This window comes from Pseudoalteromonas sp. 1_2015MBL_MicDiv (assembly GCF_002407505.1).
Lineage (GTDB): Bacteria > Pseudomonadota > Gammaproteobacteria > Enterobacterales > Alteromonadaceae > Pseudoalteromonas > Pseudoalteromonas fuliginea.
Map to the genome: position 1 here is coordinate 2022013 of NZ_CP012737.1, position 25902 is coordinate 2047914.

The 25902-nt window shown below is 40.3% G+C and carries 19 protein-coding genes and 4 pseudogenes; 7 read left to right on the top strand and 16 right to left on the bottom strand.

What is annotated here, in order from left to right; genetic code table 11:
• Positions 1 to 80: 80 nt before the first annotated feature.
• The 3 genes and pseudogenes from AOR04_RS09180 to AOR04_RS09190 form a co-directional block, all read right to left on the bottom strand.
• Positions 81 to 962: pseudogene (locus AOR04_RS09180) on the bottom strand (alpha/beta hydrolase).
• A 30-nt stretch (positions 963 to 992) separates the two neighbouring features.
• Entirely contained in the window at positions 993 to 1604 is a 612-nt protein-coding gene (locus AOR04_RS09185) for a MarC family protein (RefSeq protein ID WP_033039113.1), read from the bottom strand.
• Positions 1605 to 1766: 162 nt separating this feature from the next.
• Positions 1767 to 2249, bottom strand: a complete 483-nt coding sequence (locus AOR04_RS09190; protein WP_096793143.1) for a GNAT family N-acetyltransferase — start codon at positions 2247 to 2249, stop codon at positions 1767 to 1769.
• Between the two features lie 105 nt (positions 2250 to 2354).
• Between AOR04_RS09190 and AOR04_RS09195 the strand changes: the two genes are divergently transcribed.
• Positions 2355 to 2555, top strand: a complete 201-nt coding sequence (locus AOR04_RS09195) for a hypothetical protein (RefSeq protein ID WP_002962626.1) — start codon at positions 2355 to 2357, stop codon at positions 2553 to 2555.
• Positions 2556 to 2879: 324 nt separating this feature from the next.
• On the opposite strand, the gene AOR04_RS09200 is transcribed toward AOR04_RS09195, so the two are convergent.
• Positions 2880 to 3074 carry a CPXCG motif-containing cysteine-rich protein gene (locus tag AOR04_RS09200; protein WP_002962627.1) on the bottom strand — a complete coding sequence of 65 codons (195 nt, stop codon included), beginning with the start codon at positions 3072 to 3074 and terminating at the stop codon, positions 2880 to 2882.
• Between the two features lie 236 nt (positions 3075 to 3310).
• Between AOR04_RS09200 and msrA the strand changes: the two genes are divergently transcribed.
• Positions 3311 to 3910, top strand: coding sequence for a peptide-methionine (S)-S-oxide reductase MsrA (msrA, locus tag AOR04_RS09205; RefSeq protein ID WP_096793144.1), 600 nt, complete (start codon positions 3311 to 3313; stop codon positions 3908 to 3910).
• Between the two features lie 81 nt (positions 3911 to 3991).
• Here the strand turns inward: msrA and AOR04_RS09210 are convergent, their stop codons facing one another.
• The 4 genes from AOR04_RS09210 to AOR04_RS09225 are packed head-to-tail and all read right to left on the bottom strand — an operon-like array spanning position 3992 to position 9710.
• Entirely contained in the window at positions 3992 to 6103 is a 2112-nt protein-coding gene (locus tag AOR04_RS09210; protein WP_096793145.1) for a TonB-dependent siderophore receptor, read from the bottom strand.
• A gap of 33 nt (positions 6104 to 6136) precedes the next feature.
• The gene (locus AOR04_RS09215) at positions 6137 to 7441 is read right to left on the bottom strand and encodes a DUF3526 domain-containing protein (RefSeq protein WP_096793146.1); all 1305 of its coding nucleotides are present in this window, start codon (positions 7439 to 7441) and stop codon (positions 6137 to 6139) included.
• On the bottom strand, positions 7438 to 8886 hold the full coding sequence (locus tag AOR04_RS09220) for an ABC transporter permease (protein WP_096793147.1): 1449 nt from the start codon (positions 8884 to 8886) through the stop codon (positions 7438 to 7440). The genes AOR04_RS09215 and AOR04_RS09220 overlap by 4 nt, the downstream gene beginning before the upstream one ends.
• Positions 8886 to 9710, bottom strand: a complete 825-nt coding sequence (locus AOR04_RS09225; protein ID WP_198022406.1) for an ABC transporter ATP-binding protein — start codon at positions 9708 to 9710, stop codon at positions 8886 to 8888. Before AOR04_RS09225 ends, AOR04_RS09220 begins: the two co-directional genes overlap by 1 nt.
• Before the next feature lie 306 nt (positions 9711 to 10016).
• Here AOR04_RS09225 and AOR04_RS09230 point away from each other — a divergent pair, with 306 nt between their 5' ends.
• Positions 10017 to 10718 carry a metal-dependent hydrolase gene (locus tag AOR04_RS09230; protein ID WP_033039098.1) on the top strand — a complete coding sequence of 234 codons (702 nt, stop codon included), beginning with the start codon at positions 10017 to 10019 and terminating at the stop codon, positions 10716 to 10718.
• Positions 10719 to 11026: 308 nt separating this feature from the next.
• Entirely contained in the window at positions 11027 to 11629 is a 603-nt protein-coding gene (locus AOR04_RS09235; RefSeq protein WP_096793148.1) for a thiamine biosynthesis protein ThiC, read from the top strand.
• Positions 11630 to 11844: 215 nt separating this feature from the next.
• Here AOR04_RS09235 and AOR04_RS21585 read toward each other — a convergent pair whose 3' ends face one another.
• Positions 11845 to 12117 (bottom strand): hypothetical protein, encoded by a 273-nt coding sequence (locus AOR04_RS21585; protein WP_149605304.1) that lies wholly within the window; start codon positions 12115 to 12117, stop codon positions 11845 to 11847.
• Between the two features lie 455 nt (positions 12118 to 12572).
• Between AOR04_RS21585 and AOR04_RS09245 the strand changes: the two are divergent.
• Together AOR04_RS09245 and AOR04_RS09250 are read left to right on the top strand one after the other, a co-directional pair.
• Positions 12573 to 13609: pseudogene (locus tag AOR04_RS09245) on the top strand (IS110 family transposase).
• A 473-nt stretch (positions 13610 to 14082) separates the two neighbouring features.
• Positions 14083 to 14624 (top strand): annotated as a pseudogene (locus AOR04_RS09250) (IS3 family transposase); the annotation flags it as partial.
• A gap of 112 nt (positions 14625 to 14736) precedes the next feature.
• Here the strand turns inward: AOR04_RS09250 and AOR04_RS09255 are convergent.
• The 5 genes and pseudogenes from AOR04_RS09255 to AOR04_RS09270 all read right to left on the bottom strand — a co-directional run bounded on the left by AOR04_RS09255 (position 14737) and on the right by AOR04_RS09270 (position 22239).
• On the bottom strand, positions 14737 to 18156 hold the full coding sequence (locus AOR04_RS09255) for a hypothetical protein (protein WP_096793150.1): 3420 nt from the start codon (positions 18154 to 18156) through the stop codon (positions 14737 to 14739).
• Complete coding sequence (locus AOR04_RS09260; protein WP_096793151.1) at positions 18156 to 19997, bottom strand: hypothetical protein; 1842 nt, start codon at positions 19995 to 19997, stop codon at positions 18156 to 18158. Before AOR04_RS09260 ends, AOR04_RS09255 begins: the two co-directional genes overlap by 1 nt.
• 622 nt (positions 19998 to 20619) lie before the next feature.
• Positions 20620 to 20754: a hypothetical protein gene (locus AOR04_RS22020; protein ID WP_257790445.1), complete on the bottom strand. Its 135-nt coding sequence runs from the start codon at positions 20752 to 20754 to the stop codon at positions 20620 to 20622.
• Between the two features lie 217 nt (positions 20755 to 20971).
• Positions 20972 to 21255, bottom strand: a pseudogene (locus tag AOR04_RS22140) (hypothetical protein); the annotation flags it as partial.
• 111 nt (positions 21256 to 21366) lie between these two features.
• Positions 21367 to 22239 (bottom strand): hypothetical protein, encoded by an 873-nt coding sequence (locus AOR04_RS09270; RefSeq protein ID WP_096793153.1) that lies wholly within the window; start codon positions 22237 to 22239, stop codon positions 21367 to 21369.
• A gap of 416 nt (positions 22240 to 22655) precedes the next feature.
• Between AOR04_RS09270 and gloA the strand changes: the two genes are divergently transcribed.
• A complete protein-coding gene (gene gloA / locus AOR04_RS09275; RefSeq protein ID WP_096793154.1) occupies positions 22656 to 23183 on the top strand; it encodes a lactoylglutathione lyase in 528 nt (175 codons plus the stop codon).
• Positions 23184 to 23249: 66 nt separating this feature from the next.
• Here gloA and htpX read toward each other — a convergent pair whose 3' ends face one another.
• Both htpX and AOR04_RS09285 read right to left on the bottom strand, forming a co-directional pair.
• Positions 23250 to 24113 (bottom strand): protease HtpX, encoded by an 864-nt coding sequence (gene htpX, locus AOR04_RS09280; protein WP_002961248.1) that lies wholly within the window; start codon positions 24111 to 24113, stop codon positions 23250 to 23252.
• A gap of 212 nt (positions 24114 to 24325) precedes the next feature.
• Complete coding sequence (locus tag AOR04_RS09285; protein WP_096793155.1) at positions 24326 to 25873, bottom strand: FAD-dependent oxidoreductase; 1548 nt, start codon at positions 25871 to 25873, stop codon at positions 24326 to 24328.
• Between the last annotated feature and the right edge of the window lie 29 nt (positions 25874 to 25902).

Below are 25902 nucleotides of genomic sequence, written 5' to 3' on the forward strand. Positions count from 1 at the left end.
TAAAGCTGATTAAGCATTCTAAATACACAGAACAACGTTAACTGTATATACACACAGTTAACACTTTGAATCAATCTAATCTACTTTTTAATAAACGTACTATAACCAGCTAATGCCTTAGCTACACTAAGTGGTGGATTATCTGAGTGCTCAGCACCTTCATTTACAGCGCTTTGCCACACAAGGTTATTATTAGGGTTGGCTGTTAAAGCGGTCTCTAAATTATTAAACGCTTTTAACATTAACGGGTGCTCTGCCCCACCAACCGATAGATATAAATAAGTAGGCACCTTAACTTTGTTTGCTTGAGTAGTTAAAAATGCTTTTACATTATTAACTACGGTCATGTCGTCTTACCAAGCAGCTGGGCTAAATGCAAAGTACCCATTAAACAGTTCAGGTTTTGTATGCAGTGTATAAAGTACAAAGCTACCACCTGCCGAAAAACCACTCAATACACGGTTATTACTAAGCTTATATTTTGCTGATAAATAAGGGAGTAACTCAGTTTCAATAAACGCTAAAAACTTGTCGGCTTCACCATTTGGTTCAATAAGTGTTTCGTGCTCTGGACGCGCTTGTGTATTTACATCTTGGCGGGCATAAGGAGGCACTAAATCGCGATTACGTGTATCTGTAAAAAACAAATTAGGAATAGACACCAATATAGCCTTATCCCCTTTTTCGCTCTTAGCTTGTTTTGTAAGTGCTTTGTCCCATGTATCTAAATTAAAGTTACCATCGGTTTTAATAATTAACGGATACGCTTTTTTAGGATTGTAATTAGCGGGCAATCTTATAAACACTTTGCGCGACTCATTAAGCACGCTTGAGTTAATTGTTACATCTGTATAGGCCGATACATAATGGTTATAATAACGTATAGCTAAAATACCAATAGCAAAAATGACTACGGCTAAACTTAAATTAATAAAAGAGTGTTTTGTTATTTTTATTGTCATGCGGCATTCCTTTCAATGTTTAGGAGTTATTTAATCGAGCTTAACCCATTGTTTTATTTCCAGCGCGGTCATAATAAGCTCAACCGAAAACGCGGCTAAAATCATGCCCATCACTCGCGTTAAAATAGACGCGCCACCAGTACCAATTAGCTTAATAATTTTACCCGAAAGCAGCAACAGTATTAAAGTAATACCCAACACACCAAGTGTAACAAGCGCTGTGCCTATTTGAGTAGTAATTGGGTGTATGTGGTTATCGGTAAGTAGTATTACCGCCAAAATAGCGCCAGGAGTCGCCGTTGCAGGTATAGCAAGCGGAAACACCGCAATATCGTGATCGGGGTCTTGTTTAGCTTTGTTAGAATCGTTTCCAAATATCATTTGCAGGCCAAACAAAAATAATATAATTCCGCCCCCTAACTGAAACGACACCAACCTAATTCCCATCGCATTTAGTATTAGTTGTCCTATTAAAATAGAACCTAATAATACGCCCCCGGCATAAAGCACCGTTTTAAATGCAGTTTTACGACGTTGTTGATCAGTTAAATGAGAAGTAAGTGCGGCAAACAGCGCCATAGTGCCTATTGGGTCAATGGTCGCCCAAATTACAAGCGCATCTTGAGAGAGTTTATCTAGCATATAAAATCCTTGTTAAGCGTAAATGTTTAATAAAACACGGGTAACAAATTCATTTGCTCACGCTTAACTATAATAGAAAGCCGCTATTTTTTGTATTTTATTTACTGAGCTTTAAGGATTGAGGATTAAAAAAAGATAAGCACTTATAATTGCCGTCTTGAGTTAAAGTGATTTATGCCAAATAGAATTTTCTCTTAAGCTAAAACCTAACTTAATAAGTAAATTATGGGAACGTGCATTATGTGCACTCACCTCGGCCGACAAATGTTTAAGCGCAATATCCTTAACTAGGGTTTCAATAAAACCGCTCACTACTTCAAACATTATGCCTTTACCCCAAAAGTCGGGGTGCAGCTCAAATCCTATAAATGCACTACTTTTACACGGCGTTAAATTATAAAGCCCACAAGTACCCATTAACTTCCCAGATATATTATGTTCAATTGCGACTCTAATCACTTCGCCTTCGTAGTATGCACTAATATCATCTTGTATTAATTGTTTGATTTGCGTTTTACTAAGTGGTGTTTCGTAGTCGTTAAATTCTGACACGTGTGGGTGGTTTAAAATATTAAATAAACACGCAGCGTGTTTGTGGGTAATTAAACGCAGCGTAACGCGTTCAAGCTTTGTGGTATTAAACATTTTATTTAAGTGGTTAGTTAAATTAGCTCTTTATGGGCACGCATTATTAACTTACCATACGCCATTAACAAGCATTATCTTTAAGCAAAAAGAGTGGATAACGTAATGAGTGACGATTTTAAAGTAATACAACCCACTACCACAGTATATTGCCCAAAGCGCGGCGAAGGCTGGACCTTAACAGGCATTACTAATATTAACGAGTTTACCTCAGTAATGTTTGACGGCACACGCTATACACTTCCAGCACGCGAAATAGTAGAAGAACTTCTCCCTAACCAATTAGCGCGTGAGCAAAATAGCTAACCAAACACATACACAGTAAAAAGGCTGCAATTTTGCAGCCTAGGGTCTGTTGATCTTTGCGGATTGAAATTTGTTCAAACTAGGGGCTATTTAATCGCGGCGCGAGGTTTGTAACCTAGTGGGCTAAGTCAAAACCGAGCAACAAAGAGTAAATAGCCCCTAGGAAGAACCCTTTGGGCAGCGCCTGTTTGGCATTAATGCTACGTTATCGCCTATTTATGGGGAATAACCACACTGTATAGGCTCTGCCTTGCCTAAATACCAAACAGACTGCTGCAAATTCAACCTTGAAAGATCAACAGACCCTAGTATTTAATTAACGAGTTAAAATGCATCGTCTTCGCTGTAAACATTAACGTTTAGCTCGTCATCATTTTCAAATACCACAAACGAAATAGGCTTACAGCATACTTGGCAGTCTTCTATGTATTGCTCATCAATATCTGCTGCATCAAGTAATACTTCAATACTTTCACCACAATAAGGGCAGCTTATTGATGTTTCTGTTAACTGGTTCATTTATCACCTGCTAATTTATATCTCGAATGTTGTCACTTTAATGAACACGTAAACATAATTCAACACCCCATTAAATAACGCATACTTGGCTAACCCAATTAAACCATGCTACTAACTTAAATAGTGATCTTACTACTAGTCTTATCCATATAAGTTGTCAAAGCACGAAATAGTATTAGCACTTAGCGGGTCTAACTTCTTAAGTATTTAAACTCACACTTCAGGTGGATAATTTTATGAAAAAATCACTCGCATTAGTATTAACATCTGCCGCAATATTGTTTAGCACATTTTCCCATGCAGAAAAAACCGAAAAAGCCGTTTTAGCTGGAGGTTGTTTTTGGTGTATGGAAAGTGATTTTGAAAAGCTAAAAGGCGTAACCGATGTAATATCGGGCTTTACTGGCGGTAAACTTAAAAACCCGACGTACAATGGTAATCATAAAGGCCATTACGAGGCCGTAGAAATCACTTACGATCCAGCTATAGTAAGCTATCAGGGTATACTTGATCATTACTGGGTAAATATTGATCCCTTTGATGCAAGAGGCCAATTTTGCGATAAAGGCCCTAGTTACTTAAGCGCTATATTTGTACAAAACGACGAACAACGTAAATTAGCCGAAAAAACAAAAGCAGCAGTAGTTGCCGAGTTTCCTAATCAAACTGTGGTTACACCTGTATTAAACGCAAGTACCTTTTACCCTATTAAAGGTAGGGAAAGCTTTCATCAAGATTATTACAAAAACAACCCTATCAGATATAACACCTATCGTTGGCGTTGTGGTCGTGACAGCCGCCTAGAAGAAATTTGGGGCGACAGAGCAACTCACTAGTATTTATTAAGCAACTTAAATTACACCAACAAAAGGCTGCATATTGTGCAGCCTTTTCGTTAATATCGTTTTAGTTTACGTTTAAAATTTATACGTTGCAGATAGCCTTACACTTCTGGGGGTGCCTGGTTGAACCCACGCATCAGCAAATGAGTTAGTGTAATAGGTTTCATCAAACAGGTTATCTACCTCTGCACGCAAGCCAATTGCTTTGGTTACATCAACATCTAAAAATGTACGTGCTGTTGAATAGCTTGGTAGCTCAAAATCGGTACCAAAAAAGCCGTTTCGAGAGTCTACATAAACTAAACCTGCGCCAAACTTAATTGCTTTGCCATATAACTCGGCTGATTTAACAAGCTGTAAACTGAGTTGATGCTTAGGAATATTTAATAAAGAACTACCCGCTTCAACGGTATAGCCAAAGTTAGCATCAAAAAATGAGTTTTCAATAGTTGCATCAACATACGCATACGATAGCCATAGGCTTACATCATCAGTAAGTTCGCCTGTAATATCAATCTCAACACCTTTACTTTGTGCTTCACCAATGGCTGCGTAAGTAAACGCAGTTGCATCATCTACAACTAGCATGTTGTCTTGCTCTACTTTAAACACGGCAACAGTACCAAATAAAGCGCCATCGTTTAAAGTAAATTTAACCCCCAACTCTGTTGAAGTAGATTGATTTGGTTCAAACCCATCGCCATTTGTATCAGTGCCCGATAAAGGCCTAAAGTTTTCGCCATAAGCTGCATAAACAGATACAAACTCGCTCGCCTCATACACAACACCCAACTGGGGGCTAACACGTGACTCATTTTGTTTTGATTGCGTATCAGCTAAACGATTATTGAGTGTTTGCTCGTAGTCATCAAAGCGAACACCAACGCGAATATCAAGCTTATCGGTTAGGCTTATTTGGTCTTGTATAAATACACCTAACGACTCTTGAACTTCTAACTTATCGGTATTGGCCGTTGGCGTAGGTAACTCATACGCCCCATATACAGGATTAAAAACATTTATATACTGATCGCCACGAACACGAAGAACAAATTGATCATTTTCGAACTTATCAGAATCAACACCTACTATTAAGCGGTGTTCTAATCCTGCAACCTCTAAATTACCCGTCACTTCTGCTCTAAACACCTGATATTTTGCATCGTAATCACGGAAACGTCTAAAGCGATTTACCTCTGCATCAACTACACCCGCAAAACCGGTTTCGGTAGCAAACCCTTCAAGCGACGTATCACGGTAGTTAGCGCCCAGTAATACGCTCCAATTATCATTAAAGTCATGAATAAACTCCAATTGATGACCCAGTACGTCAGCCTCTATTGGACCATCACCTGGCTCACCTAAAAAGCGACTTTCAGGAATAAGCCCAAGCTCGCCATCTATGGCTAATACGCCTCTATCAAAAGGAACTTCTTGGTCGCTGTATTCAAGCTCATATATTAATTGGCTGTTGTCATTAATGTTCCATGTAATTGAAGGGCTAAAGCCCTTTTTTGTTGTTTCTATCGTATCGCGAAAACTTTTGGCATCTTCATAAAAACCAACCAGCCTAATTGCTACGTCGTCATTAAGGGGGGTCGTGTAATCTACATCAGCGCGGTAGGTATCAAAGCTTCCTACGCTTAGCTTTAGCTCGCCGCTCGTATCAAACGTTGGGCGTTTAGTTACTAAGTTTACCGTACCGCCAGGTTCACCACGGCCAAATAAAGCAGCACGTGGACCTTTTAACACCTCAACCGATTCAATACCCGACAAATCACGTGAGCCACCAAAGCCACGCCCGGCATTAAACCCATTAACAAGGTAATTACTTGGTAAGTTTTCATCGCCGACAAAGCCACGTAGAGCAAAGCTATTCCAAAGTCCGCCAAAGTTATTTTGACGCGCTACCGACGCCGATAAATCAAGCGCTTGATTTAAATTTATCGCACCCGCGTTTTCAAGTGCTTCTAAATCTATTTTTAATTCTGATTGCGGCGTTTCTAAAGGGCTAAAATTTCCTTGATAAGCTTGGCGTGTTCCAGTAACAGCAAGCCTTTCAATAACACTCATATTTACACTATCAACTTGCTCACTTTTATCAGCTGCTATTACCTGACTGCTAAATAAACTCACTAAACATGTGCTTAAATAAGTAAGTTTCAGCCCTTTTTTATTAGTATTCATTATAAACCTTGTTAATTAGTTGACTCATAAATTTTATTTTAACTGAACGCCTATGACCTCAGGCTCATCCTTTTTATTCAGTATTGTTTTACTAAAACTAGGCATGTTGTTAAGCGCAGCTTTAGTGGGCTCACCTTTAATAAATAACCAAGGGTAGTAAAATTCCCTTAGGCATTTATGAAACCCTCGTATTTGATGCTCGTATCTAAATGCCGCTATTGCATCTGTTTTGGCTTTTCGCGTTAAGCTGCGTTGTAACAATAATGCAGGCGAAAACCACGATACCATTCCAGCTAACTGATACTTTTTGCGTGCTGCATCGCGGTACGCATGCGAAAGTTCAGCCGCTTTTTCATCCCCTACTTGTTGAAAGGCGTAATACCATTTCCACTCAAACTCGCTTTGCATATCAACATGATCTTTCCATGCGGGATTATTAGCTACAAAGGCGTCCATTGTAATTTGTTTTGGTAAGTCCCATGCATCGTTAACCGCCTCTCGCTGGGTAAGTACAATTTCGCCACCTTTAGGTGAATGCACTATTTTGTTAATCGCTAAATCACCTAAAATAGGAATAATAAAAGCAACTAGCACCCATATACCTATTAAAGCGGAGGCAACACGCGGCGCACTACTTGCTTGCTTGCCCATCAAAATACAAAGTGCAGCCCAAAAAACTAGATAGGCAACACACATAGTTGTTATCAATAAAACATCATAAATTGAACTACCAGCTACATAAGCGCCACCATAGAATGGCAACATTAAACACACGAGTAATAAAATAAACCTCACCAATATGCGTGCGCCCCATAAAGCAAAGTAAGAGCTCGACGTTGTGACTAATAAATCGTAACGACCACTGGTACGTTCGTTGGCAAATAAATCATGGAACAGCAAAATCACTATCAGCGGTGCCAAAGCACTTAACACAAACGCAAAATCAATTTTACCTGCTTGGGCAAGCTCAGGGTTTTGCGCATCGCTTTCGTAAATTTGTCCCTCCAGAGCAAGTAAGTTTACGCGGTGTTTCCATGGGTAAATATCGCGTTCACCCAAAGCAGCAAACGCTAAATTTGAAGGCGCTGAATACGTTAAATGAAAAGTATAATAAGCCAACATACCTGCATCAGTTTGCTGCGTTTGCACATTTAATCGTTCGGTTAAATCAGCTGATTTTAAACGTTCAATAGTTTCGCGTTGCTGACTTACTTCACTCAACCCACTGATAACGGCAAAGGCAGACACAGCAAATGTACAAAGTAAAAGCACCACTAAATATTTTTGACGAAGTAAAAAGCCAAATTCTCGCTTGAGGTGTAAAAATAAATAGCTCATAACAAACGTTTCCCTACAAACTTAATACCGCCGGCCAACACTGCAATCCACAGTAATAGCTGTAAAAATGCAGATGTACTTCGCTGGGCTCGCACCAACGCACTATCGCTATGAAAGGTAAAGTTTTGCAGTATTTTCCAATTATCAGCGCTAACACGTGCTTTTTTAGTGGCTGCGGCATCAGCATTGCGGTTCATGTCGTCTTGGTAATCAAGTTCTTCAATATGAACTTTGTTAAGCCCTTGCACAAAATCAAAACGTAGCTGCTCGGTTTCGCGTAAAAAGCGATGATGCGTTTCTATACTTGTACCAACCACAATCATAGAGAGCGAGCGAATCGCTACCATTGGTGAAACCCAACCAAAATAACGCGATACCTGCGTTTGCTTAAGCTCAGCTTGCATACGTTGCTGGGCAAATTGATTAAGTACTTCAGTTTGCTTAGCCTCTGATTCACTTGCCACTAACCCTCTAAAGTTTACCGGCAGCTCGTCAATGCTATTTACGTTGTACTTTTTAAGAAGTGATTGTTTAAATTGCTCAAAGGCAGGGTCGTTAGTGTTATGGCCATCGCCTAGCTTTCTAATCTCGGCTTTTACAGCAAAATCTGTTTCTATTTTACCGGCAGATGGCACAACTGTAGCTGCTGTCGTACTCGCTACGCGTGGCATAACAATACACAGTAAAATCCATACAAAGGCAAGTGCGGTAAAACTGCCACTGTTTTTACTAAACACACTAGAGGCCAGTAAAATAAGTAATACCCACACAGTTAAATATAAAGTGTAGCCAACAACAAAACTTACAACTGCCAGTAAGCTTTCACCTGTACCAAGTGTGAATAAAGCCGATACCGTAAGCGGAGTCAAAATTAAACCCACAACAGAAAGTAGCGCTAATCCTTTACCTGCAATTAGCGTTACACCAGATGTACCTTGCGATAACAAATACGAAAGCGTTTGCGATTCGCGCTCTCGGCTAATACCGCTGTAACCAATTAAAATCAGTAATAACGGCGCTAATGTTTGCACTATAAAGGCAGGCGTTAAACTGCCTAATTTAGTTAATGCAGTCCCTTGGCGACTATCTGCAAACATTGCGCTATTTTGCCTGTGCCCTTCTAAAAATATAGAGTTGCCTGTGTAAGCGTCAATACCGGGGTCGAGCGTACTAAGCGGCGCAGGCGTTCTAAACGCATAATGCCCGTAATGCACCATTCGGTGAGGATGTCGGTCGGGTTGATCAACAAAGCTTTTATCGCTTGTTGTTTGCAGTTCGTGCCTAGTATGGCTTAATTCCAGCATGGTAATGGCCGTTACAACTACCGAAGAAAGTGTAAGGATCAAACCAATAGCAAGCACAGTGACTGCCAATTTAGAGCGTAGCCAATAACGCCATTCATCCTTGGCTATTAGCACTACTTTTGAAACGTTGTTTATACTCATTAATTGCCTCGGCTTTTATAATCACCAAAGGCAGCATGAACTTGTTCGGTATTAATACGCCCATTCTCAGGGGCATTAAATTCTCCTACCAGCTCGCCATTTTTTAATAAACCAATGCGATTAGCAACTTGGCAAGCACCATAAACATCATGCGTTACCATTAAAATAGTCGCACCAGTTAATGCAAGTTCACGTACAAGTTGATTAAATTCATCAATAGCAACTGGATCAAGGCCTGAGGTTGGCTCATCAAGTAAAAAAATCGGTGCTTCACGCAGTATCGCAAGTGCAATCGCTGTTTTTTGTCTCATGCCTTTTGAATAAGTTTGCATGTTGCGATCCCACGCATCTTGTTGCAGTGCAACACGATTAAAAGCCGCGTTAATTTGCTCATCTGATTTTTTAATATCAGCGAGTGATAAAAAATATTCAACATTTTCACGAGCAGTTAAATGGGGATATAACGTAGCCGACTCTGGCAAATACGCGGTTTTACCTCGTACAAAATCAAGCGCTTTACTCACCTCTTTACCCACGACTTTTACAGAGCCTTTAGTGGGCTTATTAAAACCCAATAACGTTTTTAAGGTGCTAGATTTACCCGCACCATTTCCTCCTAGTAGCGCATAAACCTCACCTGCCGCCACGCTGAAGCTTAAGTTTTTTAAAATGATGTTGTTTTTAATGCTAAAACTTAACGAGTCTACTTCAATAACTGCTTCGTTTTTAGTGGCTTGGGTCGTATTTGATGCTTTATTACGTGTTTGTTCCACACGCTGAGGTTCTATTGGTGATCTTTGATTAATTGCTGTTGATGTTGTCACATTCAAACTCTATTAAGGGGAAATTAGAATACCGTGAATGTTATACTATATCAAATACCAATTGCAACACTATAACATATTAATAACTAACAATAGATACATCGTGCTGGGTTTAATTAACGAAAAGTTGTTCTATCCAAAATTACCATTTAGTGGAACAACTAAGCACAATAAAGAATAAGAATTGTAAAAAGCAGCAACTAATCAAAGTGATAAAACATATTTAAAGACCAATCTATAAAGAATAGTGAACAATAAACTTTTCAATTGTTAGAATGCCCACCTATTTTATTATCAAGAGATACAATGGCAAATTTCAATACTCATCTTAATACTGCCGTAATCATCACAGGCTTATGCTCTGCCACCTTATTATCTGCAGGCCATATTGATTTAAAGGGCGCACTCTGGTTATGGTTTTTAGGCTCAATTGGCGGCTTATTACCCGACATAGATTCAGATAACTCCACGTCACTCGATACTATTTTTAACTTATTTGCACTCAGCGCTGTATTACTGGTACTGCATTACATAACCACCAAGCTCATTATTGAAATTAGCTTTGTTGAGTTAATCGTAGTGCCCTTATTGGTTTACGGATTTATGAAATACATTATTAGACCCATTTTTGAATGGATCACAGTACACAGAGGTAGTTGCCACTCTTTACTATTTATACTGTTATGCGCGCTATTAACAACTCAAGTAACATGGAAACTAAATGACCAATCAACTACACAAGCAGCCGTCTTTGCTTGGTTAACAGGTGGGTTTATTTTACTCGGCGGGTTAATTCATTTATTGCTGGATGAAATTTACAGTGTCGATTTAAGTAATGTCACCATTAAACGCTCTTTCGGCACTGCTTTAAAAATAGCTGACTTTGATAATAAATTAATTACGCTAGCTTCAATTATTGCCATTGCAGGTTTAATCTATGTTGCCCCTCCTACAAAGCAAACTATTACAGCGTTAAGTGACTGGTCTCATTTTACGTTTTTATCATGACGTTTTAAGTAATAAGCCGTTTAACCACATACTCAAAATGTGTGCCCTCTTGATAATTAAGATAGTTAAATGTTGATTTACTAAGAGGGCATGAGGCACTGCGCTTTTAGACCACACATTGCTTGAATCAAAACGATTTTGCCAATTAAATTTAGATTCAAAAAGTCATAGCTTTAGGCTATTTTTTATTAATTAATACTTTTATAGGTTTACGTGAAATAATTAACTCGTTTTACCTGTCTTTTACCCAAGTATGAGAGCTATTACAGCTTTTAAAAGCATTAAATATAAAATTATAAGAGGTCCAAATGGAATTTACGAATAAACGCACCATCCTAATTACAGCATCTTTATTGTTGGTGTTAGCGATATCACAGGCTATTTTTTCTGCCCTTTACAGTGCTCAAATTAGCTTTTCAAGACAGTTCGCTTGGGGGCTAGAAGCGCTGGTTTTTACTTTGCTTGTTGCCTTTGCGGGTTCTGCCATGGTGCAAGCAAAAAATTCTCAGCTGGGATGGTCAGCTATAGCGTTTAGTGCAGTACTTAACATAGTACAGGTAAGCGTTGGCCTAACTTTATTTTCAACATTTGGAAAAGTTGCTGGTACCGTAGAAGGCGCACAACCTTTAATTGGTGGCGTGGTTTCTTTGTCTTTCATGATTTACTACGCAGCCAAAGTATTATTGGGATTAGCAGCACTTGTTTTTGGCCTGTCTTTTATCGCTAAAGGCGGGAAAGCGATTGGAGGCCTTACAGCCTTAGCTGGCGGAGTTGCAATGTTAGCCAATGGTATTTTAATAACCTTTGGCCGTGATGGATTCCTTCCATCAGGTGTTGCTGGCGCTTCGGGCATGATTGCAACGTTACTTTTGGCAATCTGTTTAATAAGCCTTAACCGTAAACAAGACTAAGGCTTAATACCTTATTAGTAAGGTAGTTACTTAAATAAGTTATAAACATCGGCGTGTATTAGAGTACTAATTCGCCGATGTTTTACGTTTAATGTGACAGCCATCTTAAGTTTAAGGCTAATTCACAAAGAGGATATGAGGCGCTTCGCTTTTAGAGCGGATAATAGATTGAATCAAAATTTATATCGGTAGACGATTTCTTTAGGTGTAAATGCTCAATCATTTTTTATGAATAACTTGGTAATATAATTTTTGCCGTTATCTTGGATATAATGTATTTCAACATAACCTCCATCAAAAATAACCTTATCGTTATATTTCCGGTTTGCAAAAAAATATGGCGCTGTTTGATAGTTATTATATTTAAAAAATACTCCTGACACTGAAAAACTCTGTGTTCGACTTGCTCCTTCTTTTTCTACTAATTTTTCAATTTCGCCTGTTACAACTCTCTGCTCATGCGATTTTATTTTAGCTATATATTGCATTTTTGAATATAAAGAAGTTATAGAAACTAGATTGTAAAGAATAAATATAAAAAATAAGACGAAGAAATTAAACTTAAAAAAACGTTTAATATATAAATCGTATAATTTTTTTAGCTTCCCAATAAAGATTAAACTGATAACTATAAAAAGCACATATGGCAAAAATTCAATGCTATTAAAGCTTATTGTTGTCTCGTAGTAGTTTTTCATCATATGCACTTAAAATGTCTCAACTTTTACACGACTAAATCAACCACCATGATCGAAATACAAAGAACTCTCTCAAGACCGATTCACAAAGAGGGTAAGAGACGCTGCGCTTTCAGAGGTTACATCAAACACTTTTAACCAATTGATGTATGAAGTCAAGATTTGATAATCATATAGAAAGCTCCTTGAGTTTTTCGATACAGTTGTGTTGACCAAAACATAAACAGTATCTCGAGGAGCTTAGTATGAAACTATATGGTGGAATTGACTTGCATTCAAATAATAGTGTTATTGCTATCATTAATGAACAGGGTGAAACGCTTAGCTGCAAGCGTTTAAATAATGACATTTCTGTCATTTTATCTTTTTTAGCCCCTTATAAAGACAAGTTAACAGGGCTTGTTGTCGAATCAACATTTAATTGGTATTGGTTAGTTGATGCATTAATGGATGCAGAATTTAAACTACACTTAGCGAACCCTGCTGCTATCCAGCAATATTCTGGATTAAAGTATGCTGACGACCATAGTGATGCACGCTGGCTAGCTGAAATGCTACGTCTAAATATTCTGCCTGAAGGCTATATTTACCCCCGTGAACTCAGGGCTGTTCGCGACTTAATGCGTAAACGAATGGACATTGTTCAACAGTCCACTAAAAACTTATTATCGGTGCAAAGTTGTTACATGCGTCATCTTGGTTATAAGCTCGGTAGCAACAAAATAAAGCAAATGGCTGCTATCAGAAAAGGCGTTGATACTGAGCAGGTACATGCAGACTTTAGCTCAATGAATACAGCACTGTCAGTCATTTCTAACCTCTCATTAATACGCTGTGCTCAACAGCAAATTAATGCGATAGAGGGAGCTATTTTAAAACAAACATCACTCTCCCCTGAGTTTATAAACCTATCCAGTATTGATGGAATTGGGAATACTTTAGCACTGACTATTATGTTAGAAACCGGCACGATTAAACGTTTTGATAGCCCAGGAAATTCTCATCGTATTACCGCTGTGTTAAAGGGGCAAGGTACAGCAATGGAAAGAAAAAAGGCGCTACGAATCAGAAGAATGGTAATCGTTATTTAGCGTGGGCCTTTACTGAGGCTGCTAATTTTGCAATTCGTTATAACCCAACAGTTAAAAAATATTATCAACGAAAATTGGCTAAAACAAACAAGGTAGTTGCGATTAAAACGGTTGCACATAAGCTCGCAAGAGCGTGTTATCACGTGCTTAAAGACAATGTACCATTCGATGAACACAAGGCGTTTGCTTAGCGTCTATAAAACAAATTAGGTTAACGTGTTGAGCTAGTAATGGGGTTGGTAAAACCATTAGATTTGATTGAGCCTGCACGTTAACCGCTCATATTTTAAATACTGGATATGCCCAATGTTTGAGCCACAAAGGGTTGGTTATATGTAAGCATAAACCACAGACTTGTTACAGCGCAGTGTGTAAACACAGCCAGAAACTGGACTGACATTGGTACTAAACGATGACTGAGGCGAAAGCCAAGGGCCTTAATTAATCATCAATAATGCTTAATTAAACTGCCTAAATTCATATGGCGTTCTTTATTCAAACCAAGGTGCATATTCGCACCAATCGACGTCATTACTAGGTGCATAGTCATATTTAAATTGAGTCTAAATAATAAGAACACTTGATTTTTGAATAAAGAGATCAAGAAAACACAGCTGCCTGCTTGACCGGAACTTTCTAATGGGTGACCCCTTTAGTTGCGCATGTTGCGCAAAACATTTTAGATCGCTCATTCTCTCCGGAAGCTCCAAATCAATCGTGGGTCACTGACATTACGTATATTAAGACGCATGAAGGTTGGCTATATCTTGCCGTTGTTTTGGATCTTTACTCACGGGCAGTGGTCGGTTGGTCAATGAGCTCTAGAATGGAAAGCGAGCTTGTTACTCAAGCGTTGTTATCAGCTGTTTGGCGACGTAAACCTAAAAGCACTGTACTGATTCACTCGGATCAGGGTAGTCAGTTTTCAGGGTACGAATGGCAAAGTTTTTTAGAGAAGCACAACTTGAAGCCTAGTATGAGTACCAAGGAAACTGCCACGATAATGCCGTTGCTGAAAGCTTTTTCTAGCTACTTAAGCGTGAAAGGGTAAAATGAAAAATCTACGTAACACGAGAGGAAGCAAGGGCTGACATATTCGATTATATAGAGATGTTTTATAACGCTACACGTAAGCATAGCCATGCTGCTAACATGCCACCTTTGGTATATGAAAAACTAGAGAATTATAAGCAAAAGATAGTCTAGTAACTCGGAGTGAGATTCGTCTTTTTTTATGGTTTGTATTTTTGCATGTAGAAGACAGTACTCGGTCGGGTCACAATGACACACAACCGAGTGAGTCCAATCAATATACCCTTCATGAAGCCTGCGTTGCCGCAATCGCACTGCCAAATGCGAAACCCGCTCCGACAAACTGAATACCCAGGGTTGTACCAACATAGTAGGGATTTTCTATTTTTAAGACATCTCCCATGGCACTGAGGGTATCCCCTGCCGTGGATGTCGTATCGGCGACCCAAACGTTCCAGTCAGTTTTCTCAGTGGCATCCGCCGCAATGGTCAGCCCCATTACAATGACGGAGACGGCAGCACTTAACCGGTTCCTATATCCCAGTTTTCGCCATCCATCTCGTTGATAATCATCATCATGCCAAGGCTGACATGCTAACAAGTCTATGCTACTGGTGATATAAGAAATAAGTCTTTGAATGTAAGCCGCCTCTCGAACACTGTGACTACCGGCACTGTCGTCACTCATCACTGGGAAGCTGACTGAAGCCCCCATGATACCCACTATCTTGCTCGCAGCATTCCATTTTGGCTCATCGGCTAACTCTGTTTTCCCGAGGATCAGCATGAAGATAGAATTATTCGCAGCAATCAGGCCTCCCCATTCTGCGTAAGAGTGCAAAAGATTCCCTCCACCGGCTCGCACCAGATTGCATTCAGCCATGGCTCCAGATAACGGTTCAGTTGTCTTTGAAGGCAGTAACAAATCATCAGGATTGGCAGGAGCAAACACCTCCTCATACATATCCTTACTCCCAAACCATTCAGGCAACTTCTTGTAGAACTTTTTAAAGGTAAAGATCCGATAGGAAATAGATACTGGCACAGCCGTAATGAACGCTAACACATCCAATAGTTTCGGCGCATCGACTTTATCCGATTCATATAAACCACCGATAAATTGATAAAAAATCGTAAAAAATGGTACCTCTACTTTTTTATCCAATAGATTTTGAATATGTTTCAATCCTTCAACCAACATTCTTGCCATTCCGGCAAACATGGACTTTACGGTTTCCATAATAGCAATGCCCAGATCAGCGATAATACGCATCAGCTCTTTAAGGAAGCGCGTTGGGTGCAGCAATCCGTCTAGCGCCGCCTGAGTCTGATCGTTGAGAAGCACAACTAATTTTTTTGCCAGAGACTCTTTATCATCAAGATAGGTCTCCAACGCCGGGAATCCATCGGCTTCGACATTGCGAAGGGCGCTGGCACCACCAGTGTGCAGCAGGTTGTACAAGCCAAAGTTAACAATGGGATTGTTAAATAGCCGCATAACACTGCTAAGCAGGCTATTGCGAGGCTCTTCCAGGTCTGGGGCGTCATCGCCACGCATTACCAGGAGTTTGTCTTCCAACACATTCAACTCCTTATCGACATACGCTTCCCACTTTTCTGCCTGAGCCTCAAAATACTGGATTTGTTGTTGCACACCATTTCGTGTTGAGGACGCAATCCGCTTATGGGTGTACCAGATATCATCAACACCCAGTAAACTTCCGAGCCAACCTACCACTTTGTCAAACACCAGCTTAATGGCATCAAATACGTAGGTCATAAAAGGAAAGATTTCCTCTACTGTTTTGATAACAAATTTCACCAGAGACGCGCCGATCTTGATAACAAATGTCAGGATCTTACGCTTAACTTTGGCAACAAAAGAGCGCACTGTGATAAAGGCATTTTTCACTGCCATGAAGATAGAGCCAATAACATGACCTGCCCACTTAAACGGATGAAAACCGCCATCGTGATGCAGCTCATCATCAGCTTCATTGCTGTTGAGATATTTGATGTCGTCACCAACAAATTTCGCTCCCCAGTTCTGATCCTGAATGCCTTCTTCGGTACTCTTCATGATTCCCGTGATACCCTGGCGCTGATCAGCAATCAACTCTTTACGGTTACTCACCATTTGTTTGAAGATCAAGCTGGCCTGATTCAAATTACTGTCTGAGGGCTGTTCTTCATTATCCCACAAAGGTAAGTCATCACCGGTACGCGCGTCCTTGAAATCTGAAACGCCATTCACCTGACTCAGGGTTTCCATAGCGGCATGGGCAGGATCAAATACATGGCTTATTTTGTCTGCGCTGAGACCCACCTTTATCAGGGGGGTATCCAGAGATTCACAAGGGAAAATAACCGTCACCGCCCCTGTCATGTCAGTCATGGCCGCTTTGGGCTGTTCAGGTCCCAAAATGTGGCTTACGCCATTGATCTCTGCCTGTATGGTGCGGTCAGATGTCAAAAAACACTCATGATTGGGTAACAGATTTCCGTTGTCGTCATAGACACTCATGCGGGTGATATAGGACGACTGTTCAACAATTTTCTGTGGTTCGGCAACGCGAATATATTGCTCGTTCCAAAGCCCCGACGTGGGATCCAGAAAGAAGTGAATCAGCTGTTCGCGCTCATCCACCACCACCAGATGATTTTCTAACTGTGAGCTTTTTACACAGGAAAACTGACGCACCCCCTTCATCAGGGGGATATCTGGCGTCCATTGTGTCTTATAAGTGCCCTGTTCAGACTCATAATATTGATTGGTGAGATATACTAACCGGCTATGATCGAGTGCATCGTATTCCAATGCAAACAATGATATCCCTTCATCAGAACGCGATGTGGTGAGTTGCGTAAAAATACTGTCGCCGCGCCCTTCGATGAGAGTATCGCGATAGTACTCGTCATAATGGAGGGTAACTTCTCGTCCAGCAGAGACCACATAATTTGAATCTTCATTCCCCGGCAATAAAACGATAGAGCGGGTATCTTTTGATACAGAAAAACGCGAGTTGTTCTCCCCTGTTAACGATCCACTAGGAGAAAACAGCAAGGTTTGCGCATCTTCAGCCGACTGATACAACAGGAAGAAACCGGCATCTCCCAGATAGTGCCCCACCTGAAAGTCATGTATTTTCTCGGAATTCGCAGGGATGACATTTTGCACTGGGCTATCACCCAACCTTAGCGTGTAGTAGTAAGCTTGCTCCCCTTCGGTGGAAAAGGCTGCATGGTATTCACCGCAGCGTAGACGATTAATACGACCCAAATTTTCCGGCAGTCGCTGCTCCGTCCACGTGATAGCCCCCTTGTTGAAGGCGCCTCTGAGATCATTATCCAGCAACTCAGAGTAAAACATTCTCTCCCCTGTTTCGTTGCCTTGTTCATCTCTGTCGACAGCCACCAGCAGCAACCTGATTTGAGCATCATCATTTTTTTGATACTGAGCAAAGTGACGGACTTCACCTTTAAAAAGCTCACAGCTTTCCCAGGGCGCATTGCGGTTTTCTCGCTCAAGATGGGATTCAGGTTGCACAATTGCCCCAAATATATTGTCTTCACCAATGGCAAATACAATGGGCAGCTTTTTGTGGTCCAGTGCTGCCACCAGATCGTTTCCAGCCTTAATTGACTTCAGCGTTGCGTAGTTGCGGGTCAGTTCAGCACCGTGTTGAATTGAGGTTAAACTAGTCATTATTTCTCTCCTTTGTATTCAGGCGCATAAGATGCCTGTACCGCTACAACAGAATCTCTGTCTAAAGCCGAATCAGGTGCGTCAAAGTTCATTCCTGCGTAGGTATACACATTGCTCAACGGCAAAATAATGCGGGGGCCAGTCACCGCTGGAATAATTTTGTCCTCTATCTCAGCAAGAATTTCATCCGGCTTGATACTATCGTAAAACCCCACTGAGTTGATCAGCTTGTTGCCATCCTGAACAACACCGTCCTCGTTTTTAATGATGCCAAATACGTTTTCACCTATAACTTTAGTGCACGCTGTGAAGCCCCCATTGGAATCGGGAGACAGGCGAATACGCAGTACCTGACACTGAGGACTCTGACTGGAAGGCATTTTATCGGTGCGATAGTTTGAAGCATCACCGTTGCGCTTGCCGGTGTCCCAAAGGAAGATGATGCCATCGTATGAGTAGTAGTTGTTTTTCACCTGAAAATGCAAGAACAAATTCATACCATTCTCGTCAAATGACAAGGTAAGCCGAGGTTTGTAATACATTTTGACTTTCATGCCAGATCCCGTGCTGGCACCAGAGTGTGGATTAAAAGAACTGGAACCGGCCTCGCCCACCATTTTTCTCTCGCTGTAGGTGTAGCCTTCATTGATGAGTTGCTGAAGACTGACATTTGGCGTCGAATAATTCTGTGTACTTTCTACCGTCAAAGTTTTACCTGAGGATTGTGAAGGACCGCCAAGAATCTGTTGCGTATCAACAGTATTTTTATTTTCAATACCGTTGAAAACGTTGTTGATGATGTCAGTGAGCTGTGCCATTAGCGGGTCAATAACTGCCGACTTGTAAAGCCCACCATCAATGGCAAATACAGAGTAGCCGTCTTTGGCATCCCCAGCCGTGATCAAGCTGGCATCCAGCCGGCCCTTGTTAGGGCTGATTTCTTCCTTGTCTGTATCCATCAGGTAGTTCACAGATGAACGTCGCAGATCTGCGCCAGTACCAGCTTCATTTGCCGCATAAGACACTGAATAAGACATCGCTGTGGGCTGCAAGACGGCTTTGTCTCTTGTTGCCAGTTTTGGCACTACCACGGTATAGCCTAAAACATAAGGATTAATGCCATCTTTGGCGGACAAGTGTACATAAGAGCTCATCATGGATTGCATAAAACCGGAAATTTCTTTTTGCTCGTCATTGTCTGGAACCACCGAGGTGTCATTGATGTAGTCGATATTTTCAAGATCCAAAAATAACGTCTGAACAGTGAAATCCTCGTCCGTTAATGGATCTCCTTCTTCTGCAGTAGCCTTTTGTAAACGCAGTACTTCAGCATCAACGGCGACGTTGGCCTCCTGAGAAATGTATTCCGTCTGTTGAGTTTTGCGTGTCGGAACCAGACTTGGTTTGACCTCAAATAGGATTTTCATGCCGTCAATACTGGTACTTTTAATGGACTTAAATTTAGAGTTGTATTCTGCTTTTTTGAACACAATGGTGAGATTAACTGTCCCATCCTTTTCACTAACAGGTTCAATAAATGGCACATTAATTGTCCCGAAAAAACCTTTTATAAAAATAGGTTCATTATCCTCAAGAGATGGCTTAAAGTTATTGAATGCATCCTCATATTCAGTTTTCGATGCCACCACCTGACGGTTGTAAACTTTGCTGTCATCCTCAGTTTGCCAATAGCCAAACTCCGTGCGCATAACATGTTGTGAAGAACCGGGTTGAACGGGCATTTTTGCCATCTTTTTGAACTGTTCATTGATGGTTTGCATCGCCAGAAAAATCACCATTTGATAATTGGCCAGGCTCTTGTTAGGTACACTATCCGTCATTGTTGTCTTCCTTTTTTAAGATTTTTATTTTTTAATTCAATGGGATAGTATCAGAGCGAATGAATATTAACCCTATCTCCCCCCCCTTAAAGCTCTTTTTTTTCAGTCTTCCATCAATAATCTTGCCAGAGAAAGCGGATTTGTCTCCCGACTACGTGGCCTCGAACCACTCAAATTGCTTGCCGCTCTTTGTAATGTGTTTGGAACCAGAGACAAAGCGAACCTCGCTGATATTCAGCGAGAACTTTGTGCTCTGTCCGTCTCAGCCCCCGCTTACAAGCCGTTTCATAACCAGTTCAAAAAAGAAAAGCTCACCAATTTCATGCAGAAACTGGACAACAACAAAGCCAACAACAGTCCGCTAAACGGCGAGCGTTACCGAGTCCAGCCAGCGTTTTTTGCGGGCGATTTTGCCCACCCTTGTTATAGCTTTTCATAAGTTGTCTCGTACTCTTTGGAGACAATGTATTCAATATTTGGATGCTGCTTAAAAAAGGCATTAACCACCTCAGAACAGGATTTATAGTTCGTGAAGTCATAGAAATTCACTTCTAATTGATGAGCACCGCTACTATGACCATCTAGTTCGCCTAAACCCTTGCCCTCAATTATCTCGGCCAATTCATCGACTATTGCTAGAGCTATCTTCTCGGAAAAAATCGTTTTCTTTGATCATAATCCAAAGCTGATTATCTTCAGAACCTGAATTACCCTCAGTGTTGCTGCCTGAGAATAACTTTCTTAGAGCGTTAAGCATGATCCCTCCTTGAGCTATAACGAGCCTGTAGATTAACTCGTTTTTTTATTTCTTTTTATTGATAAACAAACCATAGCTGAGTTCCTATTTTGATTCAATCGATTACTGTATTTTATGCAGAATATAAAGTGGGAGTTTGGTGTTGTTTTAATTGACGTTTTGGAAGGAATTACGAATGTTTTAGTGGCTTATTTGAGGTTAAAGGGACTTCCCCTTCTTAATGCATCGTGTTTTGCAGTTTTTCTATATTATGAACAAGGCAATACAGTTGCCGCAGCGTAAGCTAAAGGCATTCACTTTCGTTTGCCCCCGTAAGGTCAATTTATTCATGCCTTTGTTGACGGTAATATTGCGCTTTTTATTTAAAGGAAAGCAGGCTCAATACAGCCAAGTTGTTTGCCATTCTTTAATAAACAGCTGTTGTCGCCCTATTGGGCTGTCTATTTTTACTTTCATTTTATCGATATAGCTCAGCTTTTTTCGTGATTCATTATTTATAAAAATGCACTCTGCATGCTGTTTTTGTTGACTTTTTTCGTAAAAACTAGGCTGGGTGTCATCCTAATTGCATGCCGAGTGCCGGAATAAATTTCGGCTGCTTGCGCTTGTTAGCTACGCATGCTTTTCCAAAGAGTCCGCATAATCTTTAACTAGAACCGAAAACATGCTCTCAAATCTATCCATACCTTCATTCTCTTTCACAAACGTCAGCTCAATCACATTATGCATTCTGTCAGTTAATCGTGTTTTTAGCTCAACCGAGGGAAGCTTTGCAAATTGCCCAGAAATCATTGTGATGTCATAAAGTAATTCAATGCCGTGTATAAGGGGGCTTTCATTATCGCTCCATGCAATGGCTACAAATTGACAATTAAATTGCAACGGTGCCATTTTAAAGGCCCCGTTTAACAATGGGATTCCCAATTCTCTAGCTACCTCATAGTGTTTTTCTGTTGAAGTGCTTCCGCTAATTTCGACGTTACTTAGATTTGGCTCGATAGACTCAACCCACTTACCAAATTTTTCGATTACATTATCTATTGAGCTTGTTAAGTCTGTACGTTCCCATGAGTTATTTGGAAATATAGTCTCAAAGAGTGTGTCAAAATCAATAATTTCAATACATTTATGCTTATCTATAGCAACTAACTCTCTATTCAAATGCTCTTGAAAATGTCGCTTAAGATCAAAGTAGTGATTAAAGGCGATATTTTTTTCAGTCAGAAAATTCGATTTTGCGGCTAATTTAGAGCTATGAAATCTACTAATGACTAAAGAAACCGGAACTGAAATACTAGCTATAAAAATTGGAAGCTTTAGGAAATCCATAATATTTCCATAACTCTCTGGTTTTGGAATGCAAAAACACCAGATTGGAGACGAAAGATAAATTCCAATCCCCGAAAACAGTATTATTGGCCACCAGAATAATACGTGCTTATTAAGTGGTGCGTTATCATCAAGCTTTAATGGATTCCATATCATTCTTTATAGTTTACTCCTCGGTGCTGCCCATGAGCTAAAAATTTTGTCTACGACATTTGTCGTTTTACAAACCGGCAAATGTCCATATATTACAATTAATTTATCTTAGCCATCAAATAACCACCTGTAAACAATTAGTTAACTGCCAATTTTTTTTAGTCAGTGCAGAAATACACCGAAATGGTGGAGATCAATAATATTGGACAAAACAACAAGCACTGTATATATATACATAGCCCATTTTTTGGGGATTCATATCATCCTTTTAAACTATGATTGCCAATCAATAAATTTATTTGGAGCCCTTTTATTTTTACAAAACTTATAAGGATGGTTTTAATTTATCTTACTGTTGATATGATGACTCAATAATTACAATCATCTTTTTCTCTTTTTAATTCTCAGTAAGGATCACCATGTCTAACTATAACGAATCTCCAGAACAAATTGAACAAGCCACTAAAGGCTATGTGATGCAGCAAACTATGTTGCGTATTAAAGATCCCAAACCGTCGCTCGAATTTTATCAAAATGTATTAGGTATGAAGCTGTTAGGTAAGTATGACTTTCCTGAAATGAAGTTTACATTGTACTTTTTAGGCTACGAGCCAGAGCAGCCAGAAGGTGATGATAAAACCAAAGCTAAATGGGTATTTGGTCGCCCTGCACTCATTGAGCTTACCCATAACTGGGGCACAGAAAACGACGACAGCTTTGAAGGATACCACAGCGGTAACCAAGAACCTAAAGGCTTTGGTCACATTGGTATTAGTGTACCCGATGTATACGCAGCCAGTGAACGCTTTGCAAAGTACGATGTAGAATTTGTGAAAAAGCCAGACGATGGCTCAATGAAGGGCTTAGCATTTATAAAAGACCCTGACGGCTACTGGATAGAAATACTCTCACCAGAAGGCATTACCGATATTATTTTTGGTAAATAACCAGCTTACTACACACTAAAAAGCCAGCTATTACGCTGGCTTTTTAGTGTGTAAATAAGAGTTACCTTATTTACGTAGTGCGTCTATTCGCGCATCAAGCGGTGGGTGCGATGAAAACAGCTCAGCAACACCTTTGCCACTTGCAATACCAAAGGCCATCATTGAGCCTTCTAATTGCGAAGGATGGTTTTGCTTTAATCGCTCAAGGGCTGAACGCATTTTGTCAGCACCAACTAGTTTTGCTGCGCCGCTGTCGGCTGCAAATTCTCGTTTACGGCTGTAACTTGCAACCACTATGCTTGCTAGTACACCAAATAGTACTTGGAATAACATATCGAATAAGAAGTATGTCCAACTACTGCCGCCCTCTTCCTCATCGCTATTAATAAAGTTATCTACAATGCCTGCCAGTACTTTTGCGGCAAATATTACAAAGGTATTTACCACGCCTTGTATTAGCGTAAGCGTTACCATGTCGCCGTTAGCCACGTGCGATACTTCGTGGGCAAGTACGGCTTCGGCCTGATCTTTGGTCATGTTGTGCATTAAGCCTGTGCTTACTGCCACTAACGAGTTGTTTTTACTTGGGCCCGTTGCAAACGCGTTCATTTCTGGGCTGTCGTAAATAGCCACTTCTGGCATTTTAATGCCTGCTTTTTGTGCTTGGGCAGATACCGTTTGTACAAGCCAATGTTCGGTTTCGTTTCGAGGCTGCGTAATTACATGCGCGCCTGTTGATTTTTTAGCGATCCATTTCGACATAAATAACGAAATAAACGATCCACCAAAACCAAATACGGTGGCTATAAGTAAAATTCCGCCAAGGCTACGATGGCTTAAGCCCAGCGCACTCATTATTATTGAAAGCACTACACCTAATACCAACATAACCGCTAGGTTAGTCAATAAAAACAAAAATATACGTTTCATATTGTCCTCACAAAAATAGGTTTGATCACCGAACATAAAATTAAATTAGGTTAAAGCAATCACTGCGTTATGACACACTATGTCATAACGTTAGCGCTATTCTGTGACAAACTATGTCATAACACAAGTGTTATTTATGTGTTTATTGATAATTTTTTTAAGAAGCGTTTTACAGCAAATTTAAGACTAAAGTTTCTTTATAAGTCAGCTTATTACAAGCTGTTATTAAGCTCTGCCATATCAATTGGAAAACCACGCTCGTGTGCCAACATGCGTGCAACTTCGTCAATTTTGTCACCGCTATTATGTTTAAGATACGACCATTGGTGTGTACTACGGTGATAATTTACAGCAGGATCGCTGCTTATTATTCCTAATTTTATAAACTCACCCACTATTTGATCTGCCGCTATTAACGTTGACGATGCTTTAACATTTTCAGCCCGTGCGTAACTAATATGCGAATATAAGCTTACATCGGCTACGCGCAAGGTGTCGTCATCCCCTGGGATTTGTTGCCCGCCAAACAAGGCATTATTTTGTGTATTAGCAGTTTTAAATGCAGGTACAAACTCGGCTACATAATCAATTGCTGTTTGGGTGCGTGTTTGCAATGCTGCTTCATCCCAGCCATCTTTAATATAATGCAGGTATTTATTGGGGAGTTTAGGTTGTGCGCTCATTGGCGTTGCATCAGCTAAGCCATCATTAAACAATGTAATGTTATTAGTCATACCATGTATTTGAAAATAACCATTAGGGTAAGGGGTTAGCTGCGCCATACCTTCTGGCGTGCCACGGTTACCATAAATAATTATTTCGGGTATCTGCCCACCAGCGCCTTGCCAATGAGTAATGTAAGAGGCTTTAAATTCAACCATGCGTTTTACATTTACCCCAACCAAGTCGTCAATAATACCGGTTTGAAAACCACACGCATTAATTAGGTAATCTACTTCAACGGTTTTAGCGTCTAAACTGGTTTGTGTTTGGTATTCAATGTTCCACTTGGTTATTTGTTTATCAATCTTATTATTGGTAACAGGCGATACACTTTTAACGCATGTATTTGTTAAAACATGAGCGTGTTTGTACTGTGCAAGGGCGAGTTGTGCACTGGCCGATAAACGAAATATATTCCAACCATATTCTTGTGCAACTATGAGCGGGAACTTTAACTTATCTAAATCTAAATGCTTAGCCACGGGTATCATCCACTCATCTAACGACGTGGGCTTGGCTACTTGTTTTTGTTTAGCAAGCTTTAGCATTTGCTCATAACTATATAACTGATAATAATGCTCTGGCTCGCCTAATACTTTATTAGCGCTATCTTGCTCAACAAGCTCGCTGTAGGCTTTTACTAATTTATTTAAACGCGGAAATAAATCCTCGGGTGAGTCGTCATCACGCTTAGGCACTGCAAATACTGTGGGGCGAACATCGATGGTGTGAGGATAAAGGCGAGCAATATCTATACATTGCTTGAGTAAATCTATGCAGTCTTCGTCGGGTATTTCACGATATAAATTGCCACCTGCATGCAAATGGCACATTGGAGGGCCATCAATTAACGACTTTTTCTTTTCAAGTACATAAGTCTCTAACCCTAACGCAGCAAGTCTAATGGCTATTGTGGCGCCAGCTGTGCCTCCACCTATTATACCTACGCGTTTTTTAGGTAAGCCATAGTTTAGTGCTTTTGGCTCAGCGCTTACGTGCGCATCTGGGGCGTAGCTTTCAATAAATGGGTGCGTCATATAGTCGTTATGTCCTTAGTAACATTGTC

Excerpts from the sequence above, each read along its gene's own strand:
- AOR04_RS09190 (WP_096793143.1), bottom strand. The coding sequence starts at position 2,249 with ATGTTTAATACCACAAAGCTTGAACGCGTTACGCTGCGTTTAATTACC.
- AOR04_RS09185 (WP_033039113.1), bottom strand. The coding sequence starts at position 1,604 with ATGCTAGATAAACTCTCTCAAGATGCGCTTGTAATTTGGGCGACCATT.
- AOR04_RS09195 (WP_002962626.1), top strand. The coding sequence starts at position 2,355 with ATGAGTGACGATTTTAAAGTAATACAACCCACTACCACAGTATATTGC.
- AOR04_RS22020 (WP_257790445.1), bottom strand. The coding sequence starts at position 20,754 with ATGCTTAACGCTCTAAGAAAGTTATTCTCAGGCAGCAACACTGAGGGT.
- AOR04_RS21585 (WP_149605304.1), bottom strand. The coding sequence starts at position 12,117 with ATGCAATATATAGCTAAAATAAAATCGCATGAGCAGAGAGTTGTAACA.
- AOR04_RS09270 (WP_096793153.1), bottom strand. The coding sequence starts at position 22,239 with ATGATATGGAATCCATTAAAGCTTGATGATAACGCACCACTTAATAAG.
- AOR04_RS09255 (WP_096793150.1), bottom strand. The coding sequence starts at position 18,156 with ATGACTAGTTTAACCTCAATTCAACACGGTGCTGAACTGACCCGCAAC.
- AOR04_RS09235 (WP_096793148.1), top strand. The coding sequence starts at position 11,027 with ATGGAATTTACGAATAAACGCACCATCCTAATTACAGCATCTTTATTG.
- AOR04_RS09215 (WP_096793146.1), bottom strand. The coding sequence starts at position 7,441 with ATGAGCTATTTATTTTTACACCTCAAGCGAGAATTTGGCTTTTTACTT.
- AOR04_RS09260 (WP_096793151.1), bottom strand. The coding sequence starts at position 19,997 with ATGACGGATAGTGTACCTAACAAGAGCCTGGCCAATTATCAAATGGTG.
- htpX (WP_002961248.1), bottom strand. The coding sequence starts at position 24,113 with ATGAAACGTATATTTTTGTTTTTATTGACTAACCTAGCGGTTATGTTG.
- AOR04_RS09220 (WP_096793147.1), bottom strand. The coding sequence starts at position 8,886 with ATGAGTATAAACAACGTTTCAAAAGTAGTGCTAATAGCCAAGGATGAA.
- gloA (WP_096793154.1), top strand. The coding sequence starts at position 22,656 with ATGTCTAACTATAACGAATCTCCAGAACAAATTGAACAAGCCACTAAA.
- msrA (WP_096793144.1), top strand. The coding sequence starts at position 3,311 with ATGAAAAAATCACTCGCATTAGTATTAACATCTGCCGCAATATTGTTT.
- AOR04_RS09230 (WP_033039098.1), top strand. The coding sequence starts at position 10,017 with ATGGCAAATTTCAATACTCATCTTAATACTGCCGTAATCATCACAGGC.
- AOR04_RS09210 (WP_096793145.1), bottom strand. The coding sequence starts at position 6,103 with ATGAATACTAATAAAAAAGGGCTGAAACTTACTTATTTAAGCACATGT.
- AOR04_RS09285 (WP_096793155.1), bottom strand. The coding sequence starts at position 25,873 with ATGACGCACCCATTTATTGAAAGCTACGCCCCAGATGCGCACGTAAGC.
- AOR04_RS09200 (WP_002962627.1), bottom strand. The coding sequence starts at position 3,074 with ATGAACCAGTTAACAGAAACATCAATAAGCTGCCCTTATTGTGGTGAA.